At 63.8% G+C, this 26,843-nt stretch carries 24 protein-coding genes; 13 read left to right on the plus strand and 11 right to left on the minus strand.

Going from position 1 to position 26,843, the window contains the following annotated elements:
• The first annotated feature begins 163 nt into the window (after positions 1 to 163).
• Positions 164 to 1,144 carry an acetyl-CoA carboxylase carboxyltransferase subunit alpha gene (locus tag FYB76_RS01475; RefSeq protein WP_008327848.1) on the plus strand — a complete coding sequence of 327 codons (981 nt, stop codon included), beginning with the start codon at positions 164 to 166 and terminating at the stop codon, positions 1,142 to 1,144.
• A 78-nt stretch (positions 1,145 to 1,222) separates the two neighbouring features.
• Entirely contained in the window at positions 1,223 to 2,632 is a 1,410-nt protein-coding gene (tilS, locus tag FYB76_RS01480) for a tRNA lysidine(34) synthetase TilS (protein WP_088754276.1), read from the plus strand.
• A gap of 173 nt (positions 2,633 to 2,805) precedes the next feature.
• Here tilS and FYB76_RS01485 read toward each other — a convergent pair whose 3' ends face one another.
• The 3 genes from FYB76_RS01485 to FYB76_RS01495 all read right to left on the minus strand — a co-directional run bounded on the left by FYB76_RS01485 (position 2,806) and on the right by FYB76_RS01495 (position 3,893).
• Positions 2,806 to 3,060, minus strand: a complete 255-nt coding sequence (locus FYB76_RS01485) for a hypothetical protein (RefSeq protein WP_154132451.1) — start codon at positions 3,058 to 3,060, stop codon at positions 2,806 to 2,808.
• Positions 3,061 to 3,185: 125 nt separating this feature from the next.
• On the minus strand, positions 3,186 to 3,500 hold the full coding sequence (locus FYB76_RS01490) for a hypothetical protein (protein WP_154132452.1): 315 nt from the start codon (positions 3,498 to 3,500) through the stop codon (positions 3,186 to 3,188).
• 126 nt (positions 3,501 to 3,626) lie between these two features.
• Positions 3,627 to 3,893 carry a hypothetical protein gene (locus FYB76_RS01495; protein WP_154132453.1) on the minus strand — a complete coding sequence of 89 codons (267 nt, stop codon included), beginning with the start codon at positions 3,891 to 3,893 and terminating at the stop codon, positions 3,627 to 3,629.
• Positions 3,894 to 4,182: 289 nt separating this feature from the next.
• Here FYB76_RS01495 and FYB76_RS01505 point away from each other — a divergent pair, with 289 nt between their 5' ends.
• Entirely contained in the window at positions 4,183 to 4,842 is a 660-nt protein-coding gene (locus tag FYB76_RS01505; RefSeq protein ID WP_034339732.1) for a LysE family transporter, read from the plus strand.
• 93 nt (positions 4,843 to 4,935) lie between these two features.
• Here FYB76_RS01505 and FYB76_RS01510 read toward each other — a convergent pair whose 3' ends face one another.
• Together FYB76_RS01510 and FYB76_RS01515 are read right to left on the minus strand one after the other, a co-directional pair.
• Positions 4,936 to 5,229 (minus strand): PsiF family protein, encoded by a 294-nt coding sequence (locus tag FYB76_RS01510; RefSeq protein ID WP_088754280.1) that lies wholly within the window; start codon positions 5,227 to 5,229, stop codon positions 4,936 to 4,938.
• A 90-nt stretch (positions 5,230 to 5,319) separates the two neighbouring features.
• On the minus strand, positions 5,320 to 5,709 hold the full coding sequence (locus tag FYB76_RS01515) for a lysozyme inhibitor LprI family protein (protein ID WP_088754281.1): 390 nt from the start codon (positions 5,707 to 5,709) through the stop codon (positions 5,320 to 5,322).
• A 218-nt stretch (positions 5,710 to 5,927) separates the two neighbouring features.
• Here FYB76_RS01515 and FYB76_RS01520 point away from each other — a divergent pair, with 218 nt between their 5' ends.
• From FYB76_RS01520 to rmuC, 4 genes are all read left to right on the plus strand, one after another.
• On the plus strand, positions 5,928 to 6,278 hold the full coding sequence (locus FYB76_RS01520; RefSeq protein ID WP_154132455.1) for a hypothetical protein: 351 nt from the start codon (positions 5,928 to 5,930) through the stop codon (positions 6,276 to 6,278).
• 58 nt (positions 6,279 to 6,336) lie between these two features.
• Positions 6,337 to 8,835 carry an ABC transporter permease gene (locus FYB76_RS01525; RefSeq protein ID WP_154132456.1) on the plus strand — a complete coding sequence of 833 codons (2,499 nt, stop codon included), beginning with the start codon at positions 6,337 to 6,339 and terminating at the stop codon, positions 8,833 to 8,835.
• Between the two features lie 81 nt (positions 8,836 to 8,916).
• On the plus strand, positions 8,917 to 9,318 hold the full coding sequence (locus FYB76_RS01530) for a group II truncated hemoglobin (protein ID WP_013233882.1): 402 nt from the start codon (positions 8,917 to 8,919) through the stop codon (positions 9,316 to 9,318).
• A gap of 19 nt (positions 9,319 to 9,337) precedes the next feature.
• On the plus strand, positions 9,338 to 10,825 hold the full coding sequence (gene rmuC, locus FYB76_RS01535) for a DNA recombination protein RmuC (RefSeq protein ID WP_229296843.1): 1,488 nt from the start codon (positions 9,338 to 9,340) through the stop codon (positions 10,823 to 10,825).
• Between the two features lie 107 nt (positions 10,826 to 10,932).
• Here rmuC and glp read toward each other — a convergent pair whose 3' ends face one another.
• The 4 genes from glp to FYB76_RS01555 form a co-directional block, all read right to left on the minus strand.
• The gene (gene glp / locus FYB76_RS01540) at positions 10,933 to 12,228 is read right to left on the minus strand and encodes a gephyrin-like molybdotransferase Glp (RefSeq protein WP_154132457.1); all 1,296 of its coding nucleotides are present in this window, start codon (positions 12,226 to 12,228) and stop codon (positions 10,933 to 10,935) included.
• Complete coding sequence (gene mobA, locus FYB76_RS01545; protein WP_088754285.1) at positions 12,225 to 12,836, minus strand: molybdenum cofactor guanylyltransferase MobA; 612 nt, start codon at positions 12,834 to 12,836, stop codon at positions 12,225 to 12,227. The genes glp and mobA overlap by 4 nt, the downstream gene beginning before the upstream one ends.
• A 37-nt stretch (positions 12,837 to 12,873) precedes the next feature.
• Positions 12,874 to 13,989 carry a GTP 3',8-cyclase MoaA gene (moaA, locus tag FYB76_RS01550; RefSeq protein ID WP_088754286.1) on the minus strand — a complete coding sequence of 372 codons (1,116 nt, stop codon included), beginning with the start codon at positions 13,987 to 13,989 and terminating at the stop codon, positions 12,874 to 12,876.
• 346 nt (positions 13,990 to 14,335) lie between these two features.
• A complete protein-coding gene (locus FYB76_RS01555) occupies positions 14,336 to 17,578 on the minus strand; it encodes an Rne/Rng family ribonuclease (protein WP_154132458.1) in 3,243 nt (1,080 codons plus the stop codon).
• Positions 17,579 to 18,388: 810 nt separating this feature from the next.
• Here FYB76_RS01555 and rluC point away from each other — a divergent pair.
• The 4 genes from rluC (at position 18,389) to FYB76_RS01575 (ending at position 21,733) form a co-directional block, all read left to right on the plus strand.
• Entirely contained in the window at positions 18,389 to 19,456 is a 1,068-nt protein-coding gene (gene rluC, locus FYB76_RS01560; RefSeq protein ID WP_154132459.1) for a 23S rRNA pseudouridine(955/2504/2580) synthase RluC, read from the plus strand.
• 125 nt (positions 19,457 to 19,581) lie between these two features.
• The gene (locus FYB76_RS01565) at positions 19,582 to 20,241 is read left to right on the plus strand and encodes an HAD-IIIA family hydrolase (RefSeq protein ID WP_034331648.1); all 660 of its coding nucleotides are present in this window, start codon (positions 19,582 to 19,584) and stop codon (positions 20,239 to 20,241) included.
• Between the two features lie 11 nt (positions 20,242 to 20,252).
• Positions 20,253 to 20,627 carry a Rieske (2Fe-2S) protein gene (locus FYB76_RS01570; RefSeq protein WP_034332207.1) on the plus strand — a complete coding sequence of 125 codons (375 nt, stop codon included), beginning with the start codon at positions 20,253 to 20,255 and terminating at the stop codon, positions 20,625 to 20,627.
• A gap of 50 nt (positions 20,628 to 20,677) precedes the next feature.
• Entirely contained in the window at positions 20,678 to 21,733 is a 1,056-nt protein-coding gene (locus FYB76_RS01575) for a S49 family peptidase (RefSeq protein WP_154132460.1), read from the plus strand.
• A gap of 67 nt (positions 21,734 to 21,800) precedes the next feature.
• Here the strand turns inward: FYB76_RS01575 and FYB76_RS01580 are convergent, their stop codons facing one another.
• On the minus strand, positions 21,801 to 22,565 hold the full coding sequence (locus FYB76_RS01580; RefSeq protein ID WP_154132461.1) for an SAM-dependent methyltransferase: 765 nt from the start codon (positions 22,563 to 22,565) through the stop codon (positions 21,801 to 21,803).
• Positions 22,566 to 22,767: 202 nt separating this feature from the next.
• Between FYB76_RS01580 and FYB76_RS01585 the strand changes: the two genes are divergently transcribed.
• On the plus strand, positions 22,768 to 24,225 hold the full coding sequence (locus FYB76_RS01585; RefSeq protein WP_088754292.1) for a Ppx/GppA phosphatase family protein: 1,458 nt from the start codon (positions 22,768 to 22,770) through the stop codon (positions 24,223 to 24,225).
• A gap of 296 nt (positions 24,226 to 24,521) precedes the next feature.
• Positions 24,522 to 25,556 (plus strand): extracellular solute-binding protein, encoded by a 1,035-nt coding sequence (locus FYB76_RS01590; protein ID WP_154132462.1) that lies wholly within the window; start codon positions 24,522 to 24,524, stop codon positions 25,554 to 25,556.
• A gap of 101 nt (positions 25,557 to 25,657) precedes the next feature.
• Here FYB76_RS01590 and FYB76_RS01595 read toward each other — a convergent pair whose 3' ends face one another.
• Positions 25,658 to 26,812, minus strand: a complete 1,155-nt coding sequence (locus FYB76_RS01595) for a GNAT family N-acetyltransferase (RefSeq protein ID WP_187697636.1) — start codon at positions 26,810 to 26,812, stop codon at positions 25,658 to 25,660.
• Between the last annotated feature and the right edge of the window lie 31 nt (positions 26,813 to 26,843).

The raw sequence follows: 26,843 nt of genomic DNA on the forward strand, positions 1-26,843 counted from the left end.
GAAGAGGGTGCGTCCGGCGCTGCTGCGCTGGCGCCGTGCTGGTGTATACTCCGCACCTCCCAAGATTTGAAGGCAAACCGATGCATCCGGGGATCATCGAGCCGCAACCCGCACCGGGCCGGCGTCCCTGTCAGATGATCGGACTTGTTGAAAAAGGAACACAATGAGTAAATCGACAACGACTTTTCTGGGCTTCGAGCAGGCCATCGCCGAGCTGGATGCCAAGATCGAAGAGTTGCGTTTTGTACAGGATGACTCGGCCGTCGACATCTCCGAAGAGATCGAGCGCCTGGTCAAGAAGAGCCAGCAGCTGACCAAGGACATCTACGCCAAGCTCACGCCCTGGCAGGTCTCGCAGATTGCGCGCCATCCGCAGCGTCCCTACACCATGGACTACGTGCGCGAGATCTTCACCGATTTCCACGAACTGCATGGCGACCGCACCTTTGCGGACGACCAGTCCATCGTCGGCGGCCTGGCCCGTTTCAACGGCCAGGCTTGCATGGTGATCGGCCACCAGAAGGGGCGCGACACCAAGGAACGCGCCATGCGCAACTTCGGCATGCCCAAGCCGGAAGGCTATCGCAAGGCGATGCGCCTGATGAAAGTGGCTGAAAAGTTCGGTTTGCCGATTTTTACCTTCGTTGACACCCCAGGCGCCTTCCCCGGCATCGATGCCGAAGAGCGCGGCCAGTCCGAAGCCATCGGCCACAACCTGTACGTGATGGCCGAACTGAAGGTGCCGCTCATCGCCACCATCATCGGTGAAGGCGGTTCCGGCGGCGCCCTGGCCATCGCCGTGGGTGACTCGGTGCTGATGCTGCAATATGCGACCTACTCGGTGATCTCGCCGGAAGGCTGCGCTTCCATCCTGTGGAAGACCGCCGACCGCGCTGCGGATGCGGCCGAAGCGCTGGGCCTGACCGCCCATCGCTTGAAGGCCATCGGCCTGATCGACAAGATCGTCAACGAACCGCTGGGCGGCGCCCATCGTGATCCCAAGCAGATGGCCGGTTTGCTCAAGCGCGCGCTGTCGGATTCGCTGCGCCAGTTCCAGGGCATGAAGACCAAGGACCTGCTGGCCGCGCGTCACGAAAAGCTGATGGCCTATGGCAAGTTCAAGGAATTGAATTCGGCCGAATAATTTCCGGTTCGCATTCCTGTCCTCCCAGGCGCCAGCGATAGCTTCGCTGGCGTTTGTCTTTTCTGGCGCCGGTTTCCCATGTCCGAACATCCTTCTTCTCCTTCCTCCGGCAAGATCACCGGCAAGCTGCTGCAGGCACTGCAGGCCACGCTGGCCGCAACCGGTTTCGATCCCGCACAGGACACGCTGGCCGTAGCCTTCAGCGGTGGACTCGATTCCACGGTGCTGCTGGAAGCGGCCGCGCAGTGGCAGCGTGAAAGCGGCGCCCGCGTGGTGGCGCTGCATGTGCATCATGGGCTGTCACCCAATGCGGATGCCTGGCTGGCGCACGCCGAGCAGGTATGTGCGCAGCGCGGCCTCACCTGCGCGCACGAGCGCGTGCAACTGGAACGGGTGGCCGACAGCGGCGTGGAAGAAGCGGCAAGGCTGGCGCGTTATGCCGCGCTGGGACGGCTGTGCCGGGCGCACGGTGCGCGCCTGCTGCTGACCGCACATCATCTCGATGACCAAGCCGAAACGGTGCTGCTGCAACTGCTGCGCGGCAGCGGGCTGGCGGGCATGTCCGGCATGGATCAATGCAATGCCGCGCCCGGTTTGCTGGGCGATGCCGATACGCTGGTCGCACGGCCTTTCCTGGCCATTCCGCGCGCCCAGCTGGAAGAGGGCGCACGCGCCTGGTCGCTCGCCTGGATCGAGGATGAATCCAACAGTGATCCGCGCTATACCCGCAATGCCTTGCGCCATCAGGTGATGCCAGCGCTGGGCCAGGTCTTCCCGGGCTACCAGCAGCGCCTGGCGCGTGCGGCCGGACATGCGCAGGGCGCGCAGGAACTGCTGCGCGAAGTGGCCGAACAGGATCTGGCCCAATGCCGTGAAGACGATCATCTGCGCATGCCTGCGCTGCGCGCCCTGAGCGAGCAGCGTTTCCTGAACCTGATGCGTCACTGGTTCGCACTGCGCGGCATGCGCATGCCATCGGCCGCGTGGATGCAGGAGATGCGCAGCCAGTTGCTGGAAGCCGATGTGGAGGCGCAGCTGTGTGTCTCCCATCCTGACGGCGAAGTGCATCGCTACCGCGAGCGCGTCTTCCTGGCCCCGCGCCGCAGCCTGCCTGATGAGGGCGCGTCACTGTCGCTGCGCTGGAGCGGGCAGGCGCAGGTCCACGTGCCGGTCTTCCACGGCACCCTGCAGTTCGAGCCCGTTTCCGCTGGCGATGCGCGGCCCGGCTTTGATGCCGCGTGGCTGCGTGCGCAATCGCTGCTGGTGTGTGGACGCAGCGGGGGAGAACGCATCAAGCTGGCGCAGAATCGTCCGGCGCGCAGCCTCAAGCAGCAGTACCAGAGCGCGGATGTGCCTGCGTGGGAGCGGCCTTACCTGCCGCTGGTGTGGGCGGGCGAAGACTTGCTGTTCGCGGCGGGCGTGGGCATGGACTGTGCGCACTTTGCGCATGCGGGAGAACGCGTCGCCTTGCGGTGGCAGCAGGATTGATCCTCATCGGGCGTATCGGCCAGAGCGGGTGGTCGAAGCGACGAAAACAATTTAAATGATATAAAAAATATCGCCCCCGGACCTGAAGGTGCGGGGGCGATATCCCTGTCATCCCTGACATGTCCGGGCAGCAGATCGATCCGATGCCCGGGTTGCTGCTCCTTGCGGACGTCTTACTTGGCGGCGGCGTCAGCTGCCGGCTTTTCGGTGCCGGCGGCTTCCTTCTTGGCGGCCTTCTTCTCGGTCTTGCCTTCAGCCTTCTTTTCCGACTTCTTGTGCTTGGCGTGATGTTCCGACTTGGCCTTCGGCGCGGTCTCGGTCTTGGCAGCTTCCGCCTTGGCCGGAGCAGCGGCGGCGCCGGTCTGGGCGAATACCGGCAGGGTCAGGGCCGACAGCAGGGAGGCAACGATGATGGTCTTGGTCTTCATGGTGATGTCCTTTCAACGACGGGTGTCTGGTCAGTGTCAGTAATACGTGCGCACGGTGTGTGCGATGTGTCTGCCAAGTGTTTGCTATCTGTACCGGGCGCTGGCCCGGTACGGTCTGGCCTGGATTACTTGGTCTTGGCGGCCGTGTCGGTGGCGGCCGTCTTGGTGTCGGCAGTGCCGGCTTCCTTCTTCTCAGCCTTGGCTTCCGTCTTGGTGTCAGCCTTTTTCTCCGACTTCTCCGACTTCTCGGACTTCTTGTGCTTGGCGTGATGCGTGGCCTTGGCCTTCGGTGCGGTCTCGGTCTTGGCGGCTTCCGCCTTGGCCGGGGCGGTTGCGGTGGTGGCCGGGGCGGCCGGCGCGGCTGCTGCGCCAGTCTGGGCAAACACCGGCAGGGTCAGGGCCGACAGCAGGGAGGCAACGATGATGGTCTTGGTATTCATGGTGATGTCCTTTCAGAGACAAGTGTCTGTTTGCGTCAGTAGTACGGTGCGTACGGTGTGTGCTGCGTGTCTGCTACGTTACTGCTTTGTATCTGCTATCTGTACCGGGACTGGCCCGGTACGGTCTTACTTGCTCTTGGTCGCTGTATCGGTGGCGGCCTTGGTGTCGGTCTTGGCTTCGCTCTTGGCGTCAGCCTTCTTCTCCGACTTTTCGGACTTCTTGTGCTTGGCGTGGTGGGTGGTCTTGGCCTTGGGCGCGGTGTCGGTCTTGCCGGCTTCCGCCTTGGCCGTAGCTGCTGCTGGCGCGGCCGGCGCAGCGCTGCCGGTCTGTGCGAACACCGGCAGGGCCAGTGCGGTCAGCAGGGAAGCGACGATGACGGATTTGGTTTTCATGGCAATTTCCTTTAGAAAGTGGTTGTTACGCTCGGCGCTTGATTTTGCGTAATCGCTTCATCATGTCGTGTCGCCTTGCTTCCTATAACGAGCCGTCGACGTGAAAGACGACGTGAAAGTGTTTCAATTCATCGTGGATTTGTAAGCATTCGTTGCTGCTTTGCTTATAATGGTTGGCACGTTGGTGCAGCCGTGTTTCAGCGCTGCTTGCGGGCTCCTGCGCTGCACCGCGTGCCTTGCCGGTGGTCTTTGCGGTTCCTTCTTTCCTGTTGCCTCATCGAGTTTTCTCATGGCCTATCAAACCTGGTTTGCATTTTTCCTCGCCGCCTGTGTCATCGCCATCTCGCCCGGATCGGGTGCGGTGCTCTCCATGAGCCACGGCCTCAATTACGGCCTGCGCCGTACTACCGCCACCATCCTGGGCCTGGAGATTGCCCTGGTGGTCGTCCTCATCATCGCCGGTGCCGGTGTGGGTTCGCTGCTGGTGGCTTCTGAAACCGCCTTCAACGTGGTCAAGATTGCCGGTGCCCTGTACCTGATCTACCTGGGCTTCTCGCAGTGGCGTGCGCGCGTGCCTTCGGAGCAGGAAGGCGAAGCCCTCGACAACGCCAACGCCGTGGCGCGCGCGCAGCGCGGCCAGCACTGGTGGCAGCGTTGCATGACGGGTTTCCTCACCAATGCCACCAACCCCAAGGGCATCGTCTTCATGGTGGCGGTGCTGCCGCAATTCATCGATCACGAACGCCCGCTGTGGCTGCAGCTGCTGGTGCTGGCCGTGACCATGGTGGCGGTGGACCTGGTGGTCATGCACGGCTACGCCTTTGCGGCCAGCCGCCTGCAACGCTTCTTCCGCAGCCAGAAGGCGATCAAGGCGCAGAACCGTTTCTTCGGTGGCGTGCTGATGCTGGTCGGCGCCGGTTTGTTCTTCTTCAAGCGCACGCAGCACTGACTGTCCTGCACGCAGACAACAAAAAACCCGCAAGCTGCCTTGCGGGTTTTTTGTTGTGCATCCCCACCGGCCTGGCGGGGAGGTGAAGGGAAATTACTTGTCCTTCTTCAGGCAGGACGACATGAAGGCTTTGCGCTCATCGCCCTTCTTGCCGGCGGCGTCGGCGTTACATTGCTTCATCTTGTCTTGCTGGGTGGCCGGCTTGGGCTGTTCCTTCTTCAGGCAGGAGGACATGAAGGCCTTGCGCTCATCGCCTTTCTTGCCGGCGGCGTCGGCGTTGCATTGCTTCATCTTGTCCTGCTGCGCATTCTGGGCCATGGCGGGGGAACCCAGCAGCAGCGGGGCGGCCAGTGCGAACGAGGTCATGGCGAAGAACATTTTTTTCATGAGAGACTCCCTGGGGCAAGGTGGATTCGTGGGTCTGATCGGTCTGATTCTTCAGACGCGAGCATTACAGCATGAAAGTTAATGTTCTGACTAGCGCACGCAGTTGAGGTCGCCTTCCTGGCAGCCCGCCAGATTCTTCAGTTCGTCCGCACGCTGGCGGGTCTTGTCGGCCAGGCAGGTTTGCAGCGCAAGTGAAGCGGCGGACCCGCCGGCGCTGGCCGAACTCTCAAAGCGGCAGGACAGGTCGCGATACTTCAGCCAGGCCAGCTGCACTTCGCGCAACTGGTTCTGCTGCGCCTTGTTGAGCTTGTCGCGATAGGCCATATAGGTGGCATTGAGGTCGGCATCGTTCTGGGTCAGGGTCTGCGAGGCGCAGGCATTCATTTCGGCCTGGGTGGCAGCCTTGGTGCAATCGGCGGCGAAGGCGCTGCCGGCACACAGCAGCAGGGCGGCCGCCAGCAGGGACAGGGGGGCTTTCATGGGACAGGACTCCGGTTTCTCAGGGGACGAGGCTGCATGCTCCCGGTCGGCAGGGTCATCGTGGCGACTTGCGGAGAGCTTGCAGCTTGTCGGGATAAAATGACATTTTGCCTGTCTTAGAAGAAGACGGAGCAGGCCGGTTCGCCCGTTTCTGCAACGAAATTGCAACAAGCCGTATCTGATTTTCCTTATCCAAATCTTTTTCAGGAGTAGCGCAGATGGGATTGAGCTGGCTGTCCGCCATCAAACTGATTCCCTGGGGCGACGTGGTCCAGGCCACCCCCGGCATCGTCAAGGGCGCGCGTGACCTGTGGTCGCGCACCCGCAAGGCCAAGACCGCAGTCGATGCCGCGCCGCCCGCGCCGGTCACCGGCGACGTCGGCCAGCTGGCCCAGCGCATCGTGCAGCTGGAAGCCGAGCAGCTCGAAGCCAGCCAGTTGATCAACACCCTGGCCGAGCAGAACGCACAACTGGTTGCCACCATGGATGCCATGCGCCGCCGCCTGCGCATGCTGGGGGCTTTCTGCGTGCTGCTGGCGGTGGGCGTGGCGGCGCTGTGGCTGCGCTGAACGTCGCGTTTGGTTTTTCCTGATCCCTGATTCCTGATTTCTTGACGACTGGCCCTGCATGTTCCAACAAGCATTGCGCATGACCCTGCGCGACTGGCGCACCGGTGAACTCCGTTTCCTGCTGATCGCACTGATCGTGGCGGTAGCGGCATTGTCCTCGGTCGGTTTCTTCGTCGACCGCATGCGCGCCGGCATGACGCGCGATGCGCACCAGCTGCTGGGGGCCGACCTCCTGATCGCGGCCGACCAGCCGCTGGCGCCGCAATGGCTGCAACAGGCCGCTACGCAAGGCCTGCAGCAGGCGCAGACCCAGGTTTTTCCCAGCATGGCGCAAGCCGGGCAGGGCGATGCGGCGCGCTCGGTACTGGCCTCCATCAAGGCCGTGACCACCGGCTATCCCTTGCGCGGCCAGTTGCGCTTGCAGGGCGGCGATGGCCGCGACCGGCCCGCCCAGGGCATTCCCCAAGCGGGTACGGTCTGGGTGGATCCGCAGATCCTGTCGCAATTGGGCGTGCAGGTCGGCGACACCCTGCAGCTCGGTGACCTGCCCCTGAAGATCGCCGCCGTCATCGCCATGGAACCGGATCGCGGCAGCGCTTTCGTCAATTTCGCGCCGCGCGTGATGCTCAATGACGGCGACCTGGCCGCCACGCACCTGGTGCAGGTCGGTTCGCGCGTGACCTACCGCCTGTTGATCGCCGGGCCGCCCGAGGCCGTGCAGCGCTACCAGCAACAGATCGAAGGCCAGATTGAGGCCGACAAGCTGCGCGGCGTGCGCCTGGAATCGCTGGAAAACGGCCGTCCGGAAATGCGCGCCACGCTGGACCGTGCCGAGCAATTCCTGTCGCTGGTGGGGCTGCTGTCGGCCATGCTGGCTGCGCTCGCCGTGGCCATGGCAGCGCGCCGCTTCATGCTGCGCCATCTGGATGCCTGCGCCATGCTGCGTTGTTTCGGCATGACCCAAGCGCAGGTGACCACGCTCTACCTGACCGAATTCATTCTCATCGGGCTGGCAGCCAGCTTCATCGGCATGCTGGTCGGCTTTGCCGCGCACTTTGCGCTGCTGCAATGGCTGGGCAACTTCCTCCCGACCGCCTTGCCGCCACCGGGCTGGGCGCCCGCGCTGCAGGGCGTGGCCACCGGTTTGCTGCTGCTGGTCGGGTTTGCCTTGCCCCCCATCCTGCAATTGCGCAACGTGCCGCACAACCGCGTGATCCGCCGCGACCAGGGTGCACCACAGGCGCTCACGGTGGGCACTTATGTGCTGGGCACGCTGGTGTTTTCCGGACTGCTGCTGTGGCAGGCGGGCGATCTCAAGCTGGGGCTGCTGACCATCGCCGGCTTCCTCGGCGGCTTTGGTCTCTTCGCGCTGGTGGCCTGGCTGTGCCTGCGCGCGCTGCGTTCGCTGCGCGGCCTGGTGGATCGCCAGAGCTGGCGCTTTGCCATCGACGGCTTGCAGCGTCGTCCGGCGGCGGCCGTCATGCAGGTGGTGGCGCTGGGCCTGGGCCTGATGGCGCTGCTGTTGCTGACCGTGATCCGCGGCGACCTGGTGGGCGCATGGCAGCAGGCCACGCCGGCCGATGCCCCCAACCGCTTCATCATCAACATCCAGCCGGACCAGCGCGACGCCGTGCAACAGGCGCTGCGCCAGGGCGGGGTGCAGGATGCGGCGCTGTATCCGATGATTCGCGGGCGGCTGGTGCAGATCAATGGCCGTGCCATCTCGGCGGCGGATTATCAGGAAGACCGTGCCAAGCGGCTGGTGGATCGCGAATTCAATCTCTCGACCATGCGTGACATCCCGCCCGGCAATGGCATCGTGGCCGGGCGCTGGTACGACGACCGCCAACCCGAAGCCTCGGTGGAACGCGGACTGGCACAGACCCTGGGCATCAAGCTGGGGGACAAGCTGCAATTCGACATCGCCGGACAACTGGTGGAGGCCCCCGTGACCAGCCTGCGCAAGCTGGAGTGGGGTTCGCTGCGGGTGAATTTCTTCGTCATCCTCAACCCGACGCTCATGCGCGATACGCCGCAAAGCTGGATCACGGCGGTACACCTGACGCCACAGCAGGAGGCTTTGGGCAACACGCTGGCGCGCGACTTCCCCAATCTGACCGTTGTGGACATAGGAAGTGTACTGGCACAGATCCAGGAAGTGGTCGGCCAAGTGATTGCAGCTGTAGAGTTCCTGTTCCTGTTCACTTTGTGTTCAGGTGTACTGGTACTGTACGCTGCACTGGCAGGGTCCCAGGATGAACGTGTACGGGAAGCTGGCCTGTTGCGTGCCCTTGGTGCGACCCGCCAGGAGCTCTCCCGCGCCCAGCGCATCGAGGTACTGCTGGTGGGTTCGCTGGCCGGGCTGCTGGCCGCCAGCGGCGCGGCGGGCATCGGCTGGGCGCTGGCGCATTACGTCTTCAATTTCGAGTGGAGCTTCAGTCCGCTGGTGTGGGTGGCCGGCATGGGGCTGGGCGCGGCTTGCTCGACCCTGGGCGGCTGGGCCGGATTGCGTCACGTGTTGCGCCGTCCGCCGCTGCAGACCTTGCGCGAGGCCTGATCCGATCCAGGTCAAACATGGCTGGCAATCGCAGCCGGGCGGCCCGACGCGGCAGGCCGGCTGCGGTATCATGGCGGTCTTATGCAAATCGAAGATCCCAACCAACCGACCACGTTCGAACTCATCGGCGGCGCAGAAAAGCTGCGCGAGATGGTCGACCGTTTCTATGACCTGATGGACCTGGAACCGGAGTTCGCCGGCATCCGCGCACTGCATCCGCCTTCGCTGGAGGGTTCGCGCGAGAAGACCTACATGTTCCTCTCCGGCTGGACCGGCGGTCCCAGCCTGTACATGGAAAAATTCGGTCATCCGCGCCTGCGGGCGCGCCACCTGCCTTTCCCCATCGGCATCTCCGAGCGCGACCAGTGGCTGCGCTGCATGACCTGGGCCATGCAGGACGTCGGCCTGCCGGAAGACCTGATGAAGCGCCTGCTGGCCGCGCTCTACCAGACGGCCGACTGGATGCGCAACAAGCCCGAGTAACACGCACTGGATGGGTTCCATGTCCCTTTTTGAAATGATCCTCACCGGCCTGGTCGTGGTCGGCGTCGTGCTGCAAGTGCTGATCCTGCTGCGGGGCAGCCAGCGTCAGGAGGACGACACTGCGCTGGTGATCGAAGACGCGCTGCTGCAGGTCAAGCAGGACCTGCAACGCCACCAGCAGGACACCGGCGAGCGCATCGAGCGCGAGCTGCGCAGCCAGGTGCAGGCCAGTGCCCAGAACACGCGCCAGGAACTGGGCGCGAACTTTGCCCACCTGCAGCAGACGCTGGCCACGCAACTGACCAGCGTGGCGGGTTTGCAGAACCAGCAGATCGATGGCTTTGCGCAGCAGCTGGTCAAGCTCAACGAAAGCAACACGCAGCAGCTGGACAGCATGCGCCAGTCCATCACGCTGCAGGCCCAGGTGAACCGTGAAGAGCAGGCGGTCTCGCTCAAGCGTTTCGGCGATACCTTGCACCAGCAACTCTCGGCGCTGACCGAGTCGAACGCCCAGCGCATGGCCGAGGTACGTGCCACGCTGGAAGCCAGGATCAAGGACCTGCAGAACGACAACGCGCAAAAGCTGGAAGAGATGCGCAAGACCGTGGACGAGAAACTGCATGCCACGCTGGAGCAGCGGCTGGGTGAATCCTTCAAGCTGGTCTCGGACCGGCTGGACAAGGTGCACCAGGGCCTGGGCGAAATGCAGCAGCTGGCCACCGGCGTGGGCGACTTGAAGCGCGTGCTGACCAACGTCAAGACGCGCGGCACCTGGGGCGAAGTGCAGCTGGAAATCCTACTGGAGCAGATGCTCACTCCCGACCAGTACGCCAAGAACGTGGAGACCGTCCCGGCCAGCGGCGAGCGGGTGGAATTCGCCATCCGCCTGCCGGGCGCGAAGGAGGATGCGGACCAGGTCTGGATGCCCATCGACGCCAAATTCCCCAAGGAACAGTACGAACGCCTGGTCGATGCCGCCGAGCGCGCTGACGCTGACGGCGTGGCCACGGCCGGCCGCGAGCTGGAGCGGGCCGTGCGCGGCGAGGCCAAGACGATTGCCGAGAAATACCTGTCGCCGCCGTTGACGACCGACTTCGCCATCCTCTTCCTGCCCACCGAAGGGCTGTATGCGGAGGTGATGCGCCGGCCCGGCTTGTCGGATGAATTGCAGCGCACCTGCCGGGTCACCATTGCGGGCCCGTCGACCTTGTCGGCGCTGCTCAACAGCTTGCAGATGGGCTTCCGCACGCTGGCACTGGAAAAGCGTTCGTCGGAGGTGTGGCAGGTGCTGGGCGCGGTCAAGACCGAGTTCGGCAAGTTTGGCGAAGTGCTGGCGGCCACCAAGACGGCGCTGGAGCGCGCGGCCAAGAACATCGACCAGGCCGAGACCCGCACCCGCCAGATGACGCGCAAGCTCAAGTCGGTGGAGGCGCTGCCGGTGGAAAATGCGCAGAAGCTGCTGGGTACCGGGGAGCTGGATCTGGGTGAGGATGCCGAGGGCGTCTGATTGGCCTTTTTGGCCTTTTCCTTCACCAGCGGACGAGGCTCAGGAGGCTGGAAAACACAAAGGGACGGCTTGCCGTCCCTTTTTCTTCATCTGCGCCTGAAAAACCATCACACCAGGCCGTCGAACAGCACCACCGCCACCTCTTCGCCGGCAGCCACATCACTGCGTTCGTGCTCCAGTTCGATGATGCAGTTGGCGTCCGACATCGAGCGCAGGATGCCCGAACCCTGCATGCCGGTCAGCCGCACTTGCCACTGACCATTCTCGTCCGGGGCCAGGATGCCGCGCTGGTATTCGGTGCGGCCGGCCTTCTTGCGAATGGCCGTGGCCGTCTTCACCCGCAGGCGCGGCAGCGGCCTGGCTTCAGCACCGGCCAGGCGCAGCAGTGCATCGCGCACGAAGAAGGAAAAACTCACCTGCACCGCCACCGGATTACCCGGCAAACCGAACAGGTAAGCCTCCCGCCCGCGCGAGCGGATGCGGCCAAAGGCCAGCGGACGGCCGGGGCGCATGGCGATCTTCCAGAACGTCATCTCGCCCAGGCTGGCCATGATCTGCTTGGTGTAATCCGCCGCTCCAACGGAGACGCCACCGGAGGTGATGACCGCATCGGCTTCTTCGCAGGCACTGCGGAAAGCCGCTTCCAGGGCGGCCGGATCGTCCGGTACCACGCCCATGTCCAGCACCTCGCAACCGAGGCGCGTGAGCATGCCGTGCAGGGTGTAGCGATTGGAGTCATAGACGCAGCCGGCATCGAGCGGCTCGCCGACCGAACGCAATTCGTCGCCGGTGGAGAAGAAGGCCACGCGCAAACGGCGCTGCACCGGCACTTCGGCGATGCCCAGCGAAGCCAGCAGGCCGATGTCGGAGGGGCGCAGCACGCGCCCGCGCGGCAGCGCCACGCTGCCCAGGGCCAGGTCTTCACCCCGCAGGCGGCGATTGTCGCCGGGGCGCACGCGGCCGGCAGGCAGGGTCACGCCTTGCGCGTCGGCATCGGTGGTCAGTTCCTGCGGGATCACGGTATCGCAGCCCTCGGGCATCGGTGCACCGGTCATGATGCGCACGCACTGGCCGGGGCCGACGCTGCCGGCGAATTGTTCGCCGGCATGTACGGCGCCCACGATCTGCAGGCGCACTTGCTGGCCCGCGGCCACGTCCTCGCCACGCAGGGCATAGCCATCCATGGCCGAGTTGTCGTGCGCCGGGACGTCGATGCGGGAAATGATGTCGCGTGCCAGCACGCGCGAGAGGGCGCTGCGGATGGCCAGCTTTTCCACGGCCTCGATGGGCGTGATGAATTCCTGGATCACGGCTTGCGCGCGCGCCACCGTCATGGCGTTGGGGTCATAGCCGCTGATGCAGCTGACGATGTCGTGGAGTGTGGCGGTGTGGGTCTCGATCATTGTTCTGCTTCGAGCTGTTGCAAATCCAGCCCGGTATTGATGTTGCTGAAGGCGCGCTCGTCGGGGAAATCCACTTCGATGCAATCAAGGCTGGCAAACCAGCGGTCCATCTTGCGGCCGCCGGCGGCCAGGAAGGCGTCCAGCGACGCGCGCGTCGTCGCCTGGAGCAGCGAGCAGACAGGATGGCGCTGGCGTCCGTGTACGCCTTCGGTAACCGCGATGGCGGCCTGTGCGCCGCTGGCGCTGAGGGCGTCGTACAGGTGCGCTACCAGGTCATAGGGGATCAGCGGCGAGTCGCACGGAACGGTGGCCAGCAGCGGCGTATGGCAATGGGCCAGGCCGCATTGCAGACCCGCCAGCGGGCCGGGGAAATCCCCCTGCAGGTCGTGCCAGACCGGATAGCCGAAGCGCGCGTATTCCAGCTGGGAGCGGTTGGCGTTGATCGCCAGGGTGCCGACCTGCGGGGCCAGGCGTTCCAGCACGTGCTGCACCAGCGGCTTGCCATGCAGGACTTGCAGGCCCTTGTCCACGCCGCCCATGCGCGTGCCACGCCCGCCTGAGAGGACCAGGCCGGTGATGTGGCTGGCGGCGGTGGCGGGGGAAGACATGGGACGGAAAATGAAGGAGCAGGGCAGGCGTGCCGGATCAGCCGCCGATGTAAGACATCTCGACCTTGCGCGCCGGGGTCGCCTGCATGGCGCTGCGCAGCTCGGAATAACGGTCGCCGCGCTGGCCCCAGAGGGCGGCGATGGCACCGGCAATCTCGGCATCGCTGCTGCCATTGCGCACCAGGCTGCGCAGGTCATGGCCTTCGCTGGCGAAGAGGCAGGTGTAGACCTTGCCTTCGGTAGAGAGGCGCGCGCGTGAACAATCCTGGCAGAAAGCCTGGGTCACGCTGGAGATCACGCCGATCTCGCCGCTGCCATCCACATAGCGCCAGCGCTCGGCGGTCTCGCCGGTGTAGTTGGGGTCGGCCACTTCCAAGGGCATCTCGGCGGCGATGCGGCGGACCACTTCGCGCGAGGGCAGCACTTCATCCATGCGCCAGCCGTTGGATGAACCCACGTCCATGTATTCGATGAAGCGCAGGATGGCCGGGCTGCCCTTGAAGTAGCGCGCCATGGGCAGGATCTGGTCGTCGTTGACGCCCTTCTTGACCACCATGTTGATCTTGATCGGACCGAGCCCGGCGGCGTGCGCCGCTTCTATCCCTTCCAGCACGCGCGCCACCGGGAAGTCGACGTCGTTCATGCGGCGGAAGCTCTCGTCATCCAGGGAATCCAGCGACACCGTCACGCGCCTGAGCCCGGCCGCCTTGAGCGCCTGGGCCTTCTGCTTCAACAGCGTGCCGTTGGTGGTGAGGGTCAGGTCGATTTCTTCGCCGTCCGGGGTGCGCAGGGCGGCCAGCATGGCTATCAAGGTCTCGATGTTCTTGCGCAGCAGCGGCTCGCCGCCGGTCAGGCGGATCTTGCGCACGCCATGCGCCACGAACTGGGCCGCCACGCGGGTCAGCTCTTCGAAGGTCAGCAGGTCGGAGTGCGGGAGGAACTGGTATTGCTTGTCGAAGACATCCTTGGGCATGCAATAGACACAGCGGAAATTGCAGCGGTCAGTCACCGAGATGCGCAGGTCGTGCAGCGGACGTCCCAGGCTGTCGCCCAGCCAGCCGGTCGGCTCGACCGCGACCGGCGTCAGCAGGCCGGCCGCAATAGCAGTCGGGGCTTGCCGGACATCGACGATGGGGATGACGCGCTTGTTCATACGATCTGGCGATAAAAGGTGTGTAACGATAGCACGCCTGCGGCTGGCGCGCAGATGCACAATCATGCATATAGTGTATGCGTACGACTGAATCTCGCGCTAGCTGCCGCCCGCCGTGCGGCCCCGCTGGCGTCTGGCTTGCAGCGTGGTCGTGGACTGCCGTGACTGTATCGCGGCGGCGAGGTGGCAACTGTGCCCAAATAGGAGGTCTGTTGCCGATGGACGGTGAAGGCAAAGGCTTCATTCGAAAACCTGTAGACATGAAAAAGGGAGCCTGAGCTCCCTTGATCATTGCCACGATTTCCAGCTTCCGGTCCACCCTGCGGCAGGGTGGCCGGATGCTTTATCAACGGCGGGTTTCGACCTGCACCAGCGGTTCGGTCGACTGCGGCGGCAGCGGCTTGCGCTCGCGCGGCACGCGCGGTGCCGGGACGAAGGCAGCCGCGGCTTCCTGGGCAGCGCGCAGCTTGACCGGATCGGTCGTGGCCAGGGTCAGGCCGGCTTGCGACAGCATCTGCTCCAGCGACTCCGAGCGGGCGCCGTTGCCAGTGCTGGCTGCCGCTGCGGGTGCAGGGGCAGCAGCGGCTGCCGGTGCGGCTTGCGCCACGACCGGGGCCGGTTCGACGGCCACCGGTGCCGGGCTGGATTCAACGGCGTCCAGCAGGCTGATCTGTTGCGGCACGGCCGGTGCTGCAGGAGCAGCATGCACCACCTCGACCGGGGCTTCCGATGCGGCAGGAGCCGCAGCGGGGGCTTGCACCGGCTCGAAGGCCGGGGTCGGGGCGAAGCTGGCATCGATCGACGGGGCCGCCGGTTCGATGGCCGGCTGGTTCGAGAACACGGCCTGGGTCGCTTCAGCAGCGGCTGCGGCCACGGCTTCGACCGAGTTCACGCCGCTTTCCACGTGCACGGCAGCCTCAGACGGGGCTTGTTCCGGCACCGGGGAGGCAGCGAAGGAGGCCTGCGCCACAGCGGCTTGCGCCACTTCCACGGGAGCGGCCGGGGTCTCGGCGACGGTCTCGACGTTCACGCTGGCAGCAACGGCGCTGGCCACGACCACCGTCTCTACGCCTTCGGCGGCTTCGGATTGCTCGTTTCCTTCACCTTCGCCGTTGTCGATCACATTGCCGTTTTCATCACGTTCGCGACGATGACGGTTGCGGCCGCCACGACGGCGACGACGACGCGGTTCGGTGCCGCCTTCGGCAGCTTCCGCGCCCTCGACGCCTTCAGTGGCTTCGGAGCCTTCGACTTGCGCAGCTTCCACCTGGGCGGCTTGCTCGTCATTGGACAGGGCCACGGCACCGGCGGCAACTGCTACGCCTGCGGTGGCTGCGCCGGCAGCCAGTGCGACTTCCAGCGGCAGGCCTTCCTCGGCCTTCAGGTCCTTGCGTTCACCACGCGGGGCACGCGGTTCACGCGGCTGGCGCGGTTCACGGCCTTCACGACCCTCGCGCGGCTCGCGGCCTTCGCGCGGTTCGCGGGGCTCACGGGCTTCACGCGGCTCGTTGCGGCGGGCTTCCTTCGGTTCCTGGCCTTCGCGGGCTTCGCGCGGCTCGCGGCCCTCGCGCACTTCACGGCCTTCACGCGGTTCGCGGCCTTCCTTGGGCTCGCGCGGACCACGCGGTGCACGGGCTTGCTTGGATTCAGCGGCGTCGCCGGTCTTCAGTTCGACGGCAGCCGGGCCACGCGGGGCACGCTGCTCAGCATTGCGCTCGCCACGTTCGACGCGCTCGCCACGCTCACCGCGTTCACCACGGTTGCGGTTGCGGCCATTGCGGTCGCCACCACGGCCATTGCGATCACCTTCGCGCTTGGCCGGGGCCTTGGCTTCCACCGGCGCCGGCACTTCCACCGGTGCGACCGGCTTCTTGCGGAAGAAGGCGAAGATCTTGCCCAGCAGGCCCGATTCCGGGGCCAGGGTCGGCGGCGGTACGGGGGCAGCCACCGGTTCCGGGGCCTTGCGCTCGACGATCGGGGCCGGCTGGTCGGGGGTGATGCCCTTGACCACGGCTTCCTGGCGCGGACGCACTTCTTCCTTCTGGCGCTTGCTGTAGCCGATATCGGTATCGGCTTGCTCGGCCATGGTGTAGCTGGCTTGGGCGTCGTCCAGGCGCGGATCGTCGTGCTTGATCCGTTCCATCTTGTAGTGCGGGGTTTCCAGGTGCTTGTTGGGGATCATGATGACCGTGACGCGATGGCGCGTCTCGATCTTCAGGATTTCGCCACGCTTCTCGTTCAACAGGAAGGCGGCCACGTCCACCGGCGCTTGCACGTGGATGGCGGCTGAATTTTCCTTCATCGCCTCCTCCTGGATGATGCGCAGCACCTGCAGGGCGGAGGATTCGGTATCGCGGATGTGGCCGGTGCCGTTGCAACGCGGGCAGGTCACGTGGCTGCCTTCGGACAGCGACGGACGCAAGCGCTGGCGCGACAGTTCCATCAGGCCGAAGCGGGAGATCTTGCCCATCTGAACGCGGGCGCGGTCGTGGTGCAGGGCGTCCTTGAGGCGGCCTTCCACTTCGCGCTGGTTCTTGGAGTTCTCCATGTCGATGAAGTCGATCACGATCAGGCCGCCCAGGTCGCGCAGGCGCAACTGGCGGGCCACTTCATCGGCGGCTTCGAGGTTGGTGTTGAAGGCGGTGGTCTCGATGTCGCTGCCACGGGTGGCGCGCGCCGAGTTCACGTCCACCGACACCAGCGCTTCAGTGTGGTCGATGACGATGGCGCCGCCGGAAGGCAGCGGGACCGTACGCGAGTAGGCGGTCTCGATCTGGTGTTCGATCTGGAAGCGCGAGAACAGCGGCACGTCGTCGCGGTAGCGCTTGACGCGATGGACCATGTCCGGCATCACGTGGGCCATGAACTGCTGGGCCTGGTCGTGGATGTCGTCGGTATCGATCAGGATTTCGCCGATGTCGGGCTGGAAGTAGTCGCGGATGGCGCGGATGACCAGTGACGATTCCTGGTAGATCAGGAAGGCACCCGAGCCGGACTGGCCGGCGCCTTCGATGGCGCGCCAGAGTTGCATCAGGTAGTTCAGGTCCCACTGCAGTTCATCGACGTTGCGGCCGATGCCGGCGGTACGGGCGATGACGGACATGCCGCTGGGCAGGTCCAGCTTGTCCATGGTTTCGCGCAGTTCCTGGCGGTCTTCGCCTTCGACGCGGCGCGAGACGCCACCGCCGCGCGGGTTGTTGGGCATGAGCACCAGGTAGCGGCCGGCCAGGGAGATGAACGAGGTCAGGGCCGCGCCCTTGTTGCCGCGTTCTTCCTTCTCGACCTGGACGATGATTTCCTGGCCTTCGCGCAGCGCTTCCTTGATGCTGGCGTTGCGGACGTCAATGCCTTCCTTGAAATAGGTGCGGGCCACTTCCTTGAAGGGCAGGAAGCCGTGGCGCTCTTCGCCGTAGTTGACGAAGCAGGCTTCCAGCGAGGGCTCGATGCGGGTGATGACGCCCTTGTAGATGTTGGACTTGCGCTGCTCGCGTCCGGTGGTTTCGATGTCGATGTCGATCAGTTTCTGACCGTCAACGATCGCTACGCGCAGTTCTTCCTGCTGCGTGGCGTTGAACAACATACGTTTCATGTTTTCACTCCGGGATCCGAAGATCCTTCAAATGGCCCGTCCGTATGTGGTAGCGGGCCAAAAGTACAGGGGATGTACGCGAGAACGAAGTGATTGGGGAGGGAATTGCCTTGATTGTGTGAGTGCGCCTTAGCGGGCGCTCCAGCACAAGGGGGCGCGGATGCGGCAGACGGGAACGCCGGGCAGCACCGTATCCGCGCCGCGCGCTCCGCCATAGGCGGTCGCGCAGGCAACTGCGGACGGTAAGCTGGTCTGTGGAGCCAAACGTAACATGGTGATGGGTTGGCGACGGCGATCGGGTTCTGTTGCATCAACCGGCAAGCTTCGCGGTGCTTCGGCCAGGACTGCGGCATTGGCCCGGGCAATGCGCTGCAAGAGGGGCGGGCGGATGAGCCTGCCGCCGGTTGCGCTGCAAGATACTGCTTTGCCGGGGGCTGTGCGCTGCGGACCTGAACCGGAACACCGGATGCGAGTCTTGCCAGACTTTTATCCTGATGATCCAAACAATTCTGTTCCACTTCCAGGCGCGCTGTCCGATTGCAACTGCGGTGCAAACTGGAATCGCGCAGGGAAGGTGCGTACTCGTTTCGAGGCCTTTACGTGGACCAGGCAAGCGGCATGATCGGCTGTATTGTCAACCGTTGCAGCGCTTTTATTGCGTCTGCGATGCCGCGCGTCGTGGTTTTCGGGGCCCCCTCCGTCTATTTTGCAAATGAGCGAGGCTGACGAAGTCTCCTCTTGTGTAGAATGTTCCTTTTTATTCTACTGACGCTGATTTTTTGTTCAGCGTCGAACGATTATATATTCAAAATGAAGGACTTAGCGAGATTTTCTAGGGGGGCTTCTGAAAGCGCCGCAACCGCGCCTGCCTCCCGGAGCGAAGCCGCCTCGCAGAACCTTCCCCAGGTGCAGTTGCTGACCATTTCCGACGAAGAAGCCGGGCAGCGGATTGACAATTTCCTGCTGCGTATCTGCAAGGGTGTTCCCAAGAGCCATATCTACCGTGTCCTGCGTTCGGGCGAGGTGCGCGTCAACAAGGGCCGCATCGACCAGACCTATCGCCTGGCCGAAGGCGACGTGGTGCGCGTGCCGCCAATACGAGTTGCCGAGAAGCAAGATCAGGTGGTTCCCGGGGCCGAATTCCGCATCCTGCTGGAAGACAGCCACATGCTGGTCATCGACAAGCCGGCCGGCGTGGCCGTGCATGGCGGCTCGGGCGTGAGCTATGGCGTGATCGAGCAGCTGCGCGCAGCGCGCCCGCAGGCCAAGTTCCTGGAGCTGGTGCACCGCCTGGACCGCGATACCTCGGGCGTGCTGCTGATCGCCAAGAAGCGTTCGGCCCTGACCAACCTGCACGACCAGATGCGCGAAGGTACCACCGACAAGCGGTATTTCACGCTGGTCCAGGGCGACTGGAAGAATGCCCGCCAGCACGTGAAGTTGCCGCTCTTCAAGTACAGCACCCCGGACGGCGAGCGCCGCGTGCGGGTGCAGGCCGATGGCCAGCCTTCGCATACGATCTTCTCGCTGTTGCGCCGTTTCGGTGAATTTGCCTTGCTGGAAGCTGAACTCAAGACCGGTCGCACCCATCAGATCCGGGTGCACCTGTCTTCCAGCGGTTTTCCCATCGTGGGCGATGACAAGTACGGCGATTTCACGTTGAACAAGTCGCTGCAGAAGGCCGATGGCAATCGCGTGGCCTTCAAGCGCATGTTCCTGCATGCCTGGCGCATCAGTTTCCGCCATCCGGAAAGTGGCGAGACCGTCACCCTCAAGGCCGGCCTGCCCGAGGAATGCGCGCGCTTCCTGCGCAGCCTCGAAGGCGGTGCCGAGGGTGACCTGCTGCCCCACAACATGTTGGCCGGAACCGAAGAGTGAAGGGATGCGCGCAGACGGCCGGGATGTGATACTTTCTGCCCGGCATTAACAGAAACGCATGCTCATCTGGCAATTGCCATCATGGCAATCGAACCGGCAGCGTGCCAGCGGAAAGAGCTCAGCACATGGCAAGAAAGCAATTCGACCTGATCGTCTTCGACTGGGACGGCACCCTCATGGACAGCACCTCGACCATCGTGCGCTGCATCCAGGCGGCCGCGCGCGACCTCGGGCTGCCCATTCCCGACAAGAGCGCGGCGTCCTACGTGATCGGCCTTGGTTTGCAGGACGCGATGCAGGCCGCCATTCCTGATGTGGACCCGAAGTACTATCCGCGCATCGTGGAGCGCTATCGCCATCACTATCTCGGCCAGGACAAGGACCTCACGCTCTTCGAGGGCGTGCCCGAGATGCTGGCCGACCTGTCGCAGCAGGGCTATTTCCTGGCCGTGGCCACCGGCAAGAGCCGGGTGGGGCTGAACCGCGCCATGAACAGCACCGGCCTGCTCTCCAAATTCGATGCCACGCGCTGCGCCGATGAAACCTTCTCCAAGCCGCATCCGGCCATGCTGCAGGAACTGACCCGCGAACTGGGCCAGGACATGCACCGCACCGTCATGATCGGCGACACCACCCACGACCTGCAGATGGCCATCAACGCCGGAGCCAAGGGTGTGGCGGTGGAGTTCGGCGCGCATCCGCCGCAGCAGCTGCAGACCTTGGCGCCGCTTTATTCAGCCCGTTCCATCCGCGAGCTGCATCAATGGCTCAATGACCACGCCTGAGGCGGCTTGCCATGACGACGCCTGAAGAAATCTTCATCTGCCCCTCAGCCGCCCTCCAGGAGGGCGGCCTGGGCAAGCGCTTCCCGGTGCAGGTACACGGGGATGAGACCACCGGCTTCGTGGTGCGCTATGGCGGCGTGGTGTACGGCTACCTGAATCGTTGCGCCCATGTGCCCATCGAACTGGATTGGGCGGAAGGGGAATTCTTTGAATCCAGCGGCCTGTATCTCATGTGCGCAACACATGGCGCGGTTTATGCGCCCGATACCGGAAAATGCGCAGGCGGACCTTGTACCGGTGCGCATTTGCGTAAGATCATGGCGGTGGAACGCGACGGCCAGGTGTTCTGGCGTCCGGATGACATCGTCCAGCCCGTCGAGGCATGAGCTTCGCGGAAAAACCAGCGTAGCGCGATGGCGCTGCCCAGAGTGAGCCTATGAGCAACAACGAATCTGACAACCCGCAAGACCGTCCCCCCCAGTCTTCTTCTTCCCCGGCTTCCCCGCCGCCCGCAGCACCGTCTTCCTCCATCCCCGCCAGCGTGCGCGAGGACAAGAAGAGCGGCTGGGAGCGCGACGTCCTGGAAAAGCTGGCCCTGTTCGCCGTCAAGGAACAGCGCGCCCGCCGCCGCTGGGGCATCTTCTTCCGCATCGCCATCCTGGTGGTGATCGTGCTGGGCGGCTGGATGGCCTTCACCTACAACAAGATCGAGAGCGAACCGCTGGGCACCCATACCGCCCTGGTCGAGATTCGCGGCACCATCGAATCCGAAGGCCAGGGTTCGGCCGGGGTGGTCATTCCGGCGCTGGATAAAGCCTTTGCGGCCAGCGACTCGGTGGGCGTGATCCTGAAGATCAACAGCCCCGGCGGCAGCCCCGTGCAGGCCGGCATGATCAACGACGAGATCACCCGCCTGCGCAAGGCCTATCCCAAGAAGCCGATCTATGTGGTGGTCGAAGAGATGTGCGCTTCGGGCGGCTATTACATCGCCGTGGCGGCCGACAAGATCTACGTCAACAAGGCCAGCCTGATCGGTTCGGTGGGCGTGCTGATGGATGGCTTCGGCTTCACCGGCCTGATGGACAAGCTGGGCGTGGAGCGTCGCCTGTTGACGGCGGGCGAGAACAAGAGCTTCCTCGATCCCTTCAGCCCGCAGAGCCCCAAGCAGCGTGAATACGCGCAATCGATGCTGCAGGAGATCCACCAGCAGTTCATCGAAGTGGTGCGCCAGGGCCGCGGCACGCGCCTGAAGGAAACCCCGGACACCTTCTCGGGCCTGGTGTGGACCGGCTCCAAGGCAGTCGAACTGGGCCTGGCCGATGGCTATGGGACGGTCGACAGCGTGGCGCGCGATGTGATCAAGGCCGAGGATGTGGTGGACTACACCCAGACCGAGAATCTCTCCGAACGCGTGTTGAAGAAATTCGGTGTGGCCTTCGGTGCGGGCTTTGCCAAGACCTTGATGTCGGCGCCGTTGTCGCAGTTGCGCTGAGCGATTCCGCAGCATTCAAGCAAAAGGCCGGTTGCTGATGCAACCGGCCTTTGTTTTTTTGTGATGCTTATTCAGCCAGCAGCAGGAACACCGTCGGCTTCTTGTGGAAGTCCGGTGCCTTGTTGGCCGCCAGCGCGGCCTTCCATTGCGCGGCGCTCTGCGTGCGTACCGTTTCGGTGGGCAGCGAAAGATCGGTCGCCACGCAGATCAGCGTGCCCGGCTGGCAGGACTGCGCCAGCGCTTCCAGCATGGCACCGTTGCGATAGGGCGTTTCGATCAGCAGCTGGGTCTGCTTCTCCTTGCGGGAGCGGTCCTCCAACTGGCGGATGCGCTTGCTGCGGGCTTCGGCGTCGGTGGGCAGGTAGCCGTTGAAGGCGAAGCTCTGGCCGTTCAGTCCGCTGGCCATCACCGCCAGCAGCAGGGACGACGGTCCCACCAGCGGCCGCACGGTGATCCCGTGCTGATGCGCCAGGCGCACCAGGTTGGCGCCGGGGTCGGCCACCGCCGGCACACCGGCTTCCGAGATCAGGCCACCGTCGCGGCCTTCCAGCAGCGGTGCCAGCAAGGCGGGCAGGGCGGCCGGGGGCGTGTTGACGTTGAGTTCGCTGATCTGGATTTCCTGGATGGGCTTGGCCAGTGCGGTGCTGCTGTCCAGCAGCTTCAAGAAGGCGCGCGTGGTCTTGGCGTTCTCGGCCACAAAATAATCCAGGCGCGCCGCGATGGCCTGCACCTGGCGCGGGATGATGGACTCCAGCGGATGCACTGCGCCGGGGTCGGCAGCAAGCTCGGTCGTTCCCAGCGTGTTGGGAACCAGGTAAAGAATGCCGGGCATGGAAGGGAAAATGGGATAAATTGTATAAAATAATATGTGCAACGCAGCACGACTTCGCTGAGCCGCCATTCTACAGGGTGCAAGCTGTCATCAAAGTGTAATGCGCGCCCATTATCTTGTCGGATGGGAGACAGGATGCGGTTTAAATTATTTAGCAATTGCTGCGCGCCGCCCGGCCCGCAACCCTTGCGAAAGGAAATGCATGTTTGCAGCGGTAGATCTCGGTTCCAACAGTTTTCGCTTGCACATCGGCAAGTATGAGGACGACGGCATACGCGTCATCAAGAGCGCGCGTGACCCCATCCGCCTGGCCGCGGGCATCGACAAGAGCGGCAACCTCACGCCGCAGGCCTGCCAGAGCGCCATCGACTCGCTGACCCGTTTTCGCTCCGTCCTGCGCGACTACCCGCTGACCGCCGTGCGGGTGGTGGCCACCAATACCTTGCGCGTGGCCAGGAATGCCGCCGAGCTGCTGCCGGAACTGGAGCGCGCCATCGGTTATCCGGTCGAAATCATTTCCGGCGAGGAAGAAGGGCGCCTGATCTACATGGGCGTGGCCGGCGTGCTGTCCGATGCGGGTGAAGAACGCATGGTCATCGACATCGGCGGCGGTTCCACCGAAGTCATCCGTGGCCTGGGCGAACATATCCGCCACGTCGAATCCTTTGGCATCGGTACCGTCAACCAGAGCCTGGCCTTCTTCCCCGATGGGGCGATCACGGCAGCGGCCTTCGAGCGCGCCATCATTTCCGCCCGTTCGCATGTGGAAGATGCGGTGCATCTGTTCAGCTTCGATGCGGCCAGCGTCAATGTCTATGGCTCCTCCGGCACCATGCGTGCCATTGCCGACACCATCCGCCGCAACAACATGGGCGACGGCCGCGTCACGCTGCCCAGCCTGGCCGACCTGATGCAGCGCCTGATCGATTTCGGCCACGTCAGCCAGATTTCACTCGATGGCATGAAGCCCGACCGCGCCGGCGTCATCATGGGTGGACTCGCGGTGCTGATCGGCTTCATGCAGGAGTTCGGCATCGAGGTCATCACCCCGGTGGAAGCCGGCCTGCGCATGGGCGTGATGTGGGACCTGCAACTGCGTGCCACCAAGGCCGACCGCCGCGACCGTTCGGTGGAAGAATTCGCCCGCCGCTTCCACGTCGATGCGGCACGCGCCCACGGCGTGGCCGATACGGCGCAGGGCTTCTTCCAGAGCCTGAAGCCGGCTACCGATTCCTATGCGCGCTATCTCTACTGGAGTGCACTGCTGCATGAAACCGGCCTGGTGGTGTCGCCGACCGGGTATCACAAGCATTCGGCCTACATGATCGCCAATGCCGACTTGCCCGGCTTCACCACGCGCGAGCAGCGCCTCATGAGCACGCTGATCCTCGGGCAGAAGGGCAACCTGAAAAAGATCAGCGAGATGCTGGCCGATGTCGATTTCGCCAAGGCGGTACTGGCCTTGCGGCTGGCGGTGATGTTCCGCCATGCGCACATCACGCTGGACCTGGAGAAGGTCAGGGTCAAGCTCAAGAGCCGCATCGACCTGGAGATCCGCCGCGATTACATCAAGGAGCATCCGAGCATTTCCTTCTGGTTCCAGAAGGAACAGGAATGGTGGGCCGGCATTGGTGTGGACTTTGCGGTCAAGCTCATCTGATTTCTTCATATTGCGCCTGACGCGCCCTTGCCGAGCGAGAGCCGGCAAGGGCGTTTTCCATGGCGGCCGGCGCGACGTACATCCGTGTAGATGATAATGCTTCTTGTTTGTGATATAGTCGCCAGCGGTCTATGAACCGCACTGCCATGGCGTCACCGCCATGCGCCCACAACGAGGTGATCCCGAGATCGCCCACTGCGACAGCCAAGTCCACTCTCCCTGGACCGCCTTCCGCGCCAAAAGAAAACGCCGTTTCCACGACGGCGGTCGTTCACTCTTTTTGAAAAGGATGGTCCATGTTCCACCGTCAACTCGCCGTCGGCGCCGTGCTGGCTGCCATTGCCGCTTCCAGCTTTGCGCAGGAGAAGGTCATCAATCTCTATTCGGCGCGCCACTACCAGACTGACGAAGCGCTCTACGCCGATTTCACCAAGGCCACCGGCATCAAGATCAACCGTGTCGACGGTGATGATGCAGGCATCCTCGCGCGCTTGAAGAGTGAAGGCGCTTCCAGTCCCGCTGACGTGATCCTGCTGGTGGATGCGGCCCGCCTGTGGAAGGCACAGAGCGAAGGGCTGTTCCAGCCGGTCAAGTCCAAGCTGCTCGATGAGCGCATCCCCGCCAACCTGCACAGCAAGGAAGGCAGCGAGGGTACGCAGTGGTTCGGTTTCTCCACCCGTGCCCGCGTGATCGTCTACAACAAGGCCAGCGTCAAGCCGGAAGATGTCGATACCTACGAGGCCCTTGGCGACCCGAAGAACAAGGGCAAGCTGTGCACCCGCAGCGGTTCGCATCCGTATAACGTGTCGCTGTTTGGCGCATTGCTGGAACATGACGGCGCGGCCAAGACCGAAGCCATCTTGAAGGGCATGGTTGCCAACCAGGCGCGCCAGCCGGTCGGTGGCGATACCGACCAGATCAAGGCGGTCGGTTCGGGTGAGTGCGGCGTGGCCATCTCCAACTCCTATTACGTGGCGCGCCTGCTGCGTTCGACCAAGCCGGAAGACGTGGCACTGATGGAAAAGGTCGGCATCGTCTGGCCCAACCAGAAGAGCTACGGTGCGCATGTCAACATCGCCGGTGGCGGTGTGGCCAAGCATGCGCCGCACAAGGCTGAAGCCGTGCAGTTCCTGGAATACCTGGCCAGCGATTCGGCCCAGCGCTACTTCGCTGAGGGCAACAACGAGTGGCCCGCCGTCAAGAGCGTGAAAACCGAGAATCCGGCACTGGTGAAGATGGGCCCGTTCAAGGCCGAAGTCATCAACGTGGGTGCGGTCGGTGCCAACCAGCAGAAGGTGTTGCAGATGCTGGATCGTGTTGGCTATAAATAATTAAAAGGATTTAAACGATTTAAATCGTTTATATTTTTTGATGAGGCCGGTCTGTGTGATGCACGGACCGGTTTTTTTTATGTCTGCGAGAGAAGGACGAATCAGCGCGGCGGATCCCGGAAGGGATTGTGCTCGTTCAGCTCCGAGATATAGCCATCGATGCCATTGCTTTCCCGCGAGAGGAAGTGCTCCACCGCATCGTAGAACCCCGGATGCGCCAGCCAGTGCGCCGACCAGGTCTTCTGCGGCAGGAAACCGCGTGCCATCTTGTGCTCGCCCTGGGCACCGCCTTCGAACCAGGTGATTTTCTCGGCGATGCAGAATTCCAGCGGCTGGTAATACGCGGTCTCGAAATGCAGGCAGGGCACGTGTTCCAGTGCGCCCCAGTAGCGGCCATAGAGTGTATCGGCGTCATGCACCGTCAGCGAGGAAGCGATTGGCTCATCCCCCCGCAGCGCCACCGTCAGCAGCAGGTGCTGCGGCATGGTTTCACCGATACGGCGGAAGAAATCCAGGTTCAGGTAAGGCGTGGAGTAGTGCGCGGCATAGGTGTGCCGATAGCAGCGATTGAAAAAGCGCCAGTGCGCCTCCGTGATCTCGGCCCCGCGCAGCCAGGCGAAGCGCACGCCTTGCTCGGCCACCTTGCGCCGTTCGGCCAGGATGTTCTTGCGCTTCTTGCGGTCCAGCGTGTCGACGAATTCCGCAAAATTGCCATACCCTTCATTGTGCCAATGGAACTGCACCCCGCTGCGCAGCAGGAACCCGGCGTCGGCCAGCTGCTGCGCCTGTTCCGGCGGGGGATAGAGGATGTGGGTGGAGGAAACTTCATTTCGCTCCTGCAGCGCCCGTAGTGCGGCTACCAGCGCGCCGCGCGCGGTCTCGTCGATGGCCATCAGGCGTGCGCCGCGTACCGGCGTGAAGGGGATGGCCGAGAGCAGCTTGGGGTAATAATCCACGCCATGCCGCTGGTAAGCCTCGGCCCAGGCCCAGTCAAAGACGTATTCACCGTAGGAGTGAAACTTGCGGTACAGGGGCAGGGCGGCCACCAGTTGCTCCTGCTGGCCCTCGCCCTGCCACAGCGTCAGGTAATGCGGCTCCCAGCCGGACTCGGGACTGGCGCTGCCGCTCTCATGCAGCGCATGCAGGAAGGCATAGGAGAGGAAAGGATTGCCCTCGGCCTGGGCGGCGACCAGCGCGTCCCAGCGGGCCGGGCCGATCTCGGCCAGAGAAGAAACGATTCGCGTGCGATAATCCATGGACTGCGAGTGACCTGCGAAAGTTGGCGCG

The organism is Herbaspirillum sp. CAH-3, from assembly GCF_009668275.1.
GTDB classification, from domain to species: domain Bacteria; phylum Pseudomonadota; class Gammaproteobacteria; order Burkholderiales; family Burkholderiaceae_D; genus Herbaspirillum; species Herbaspirillum aquaticum.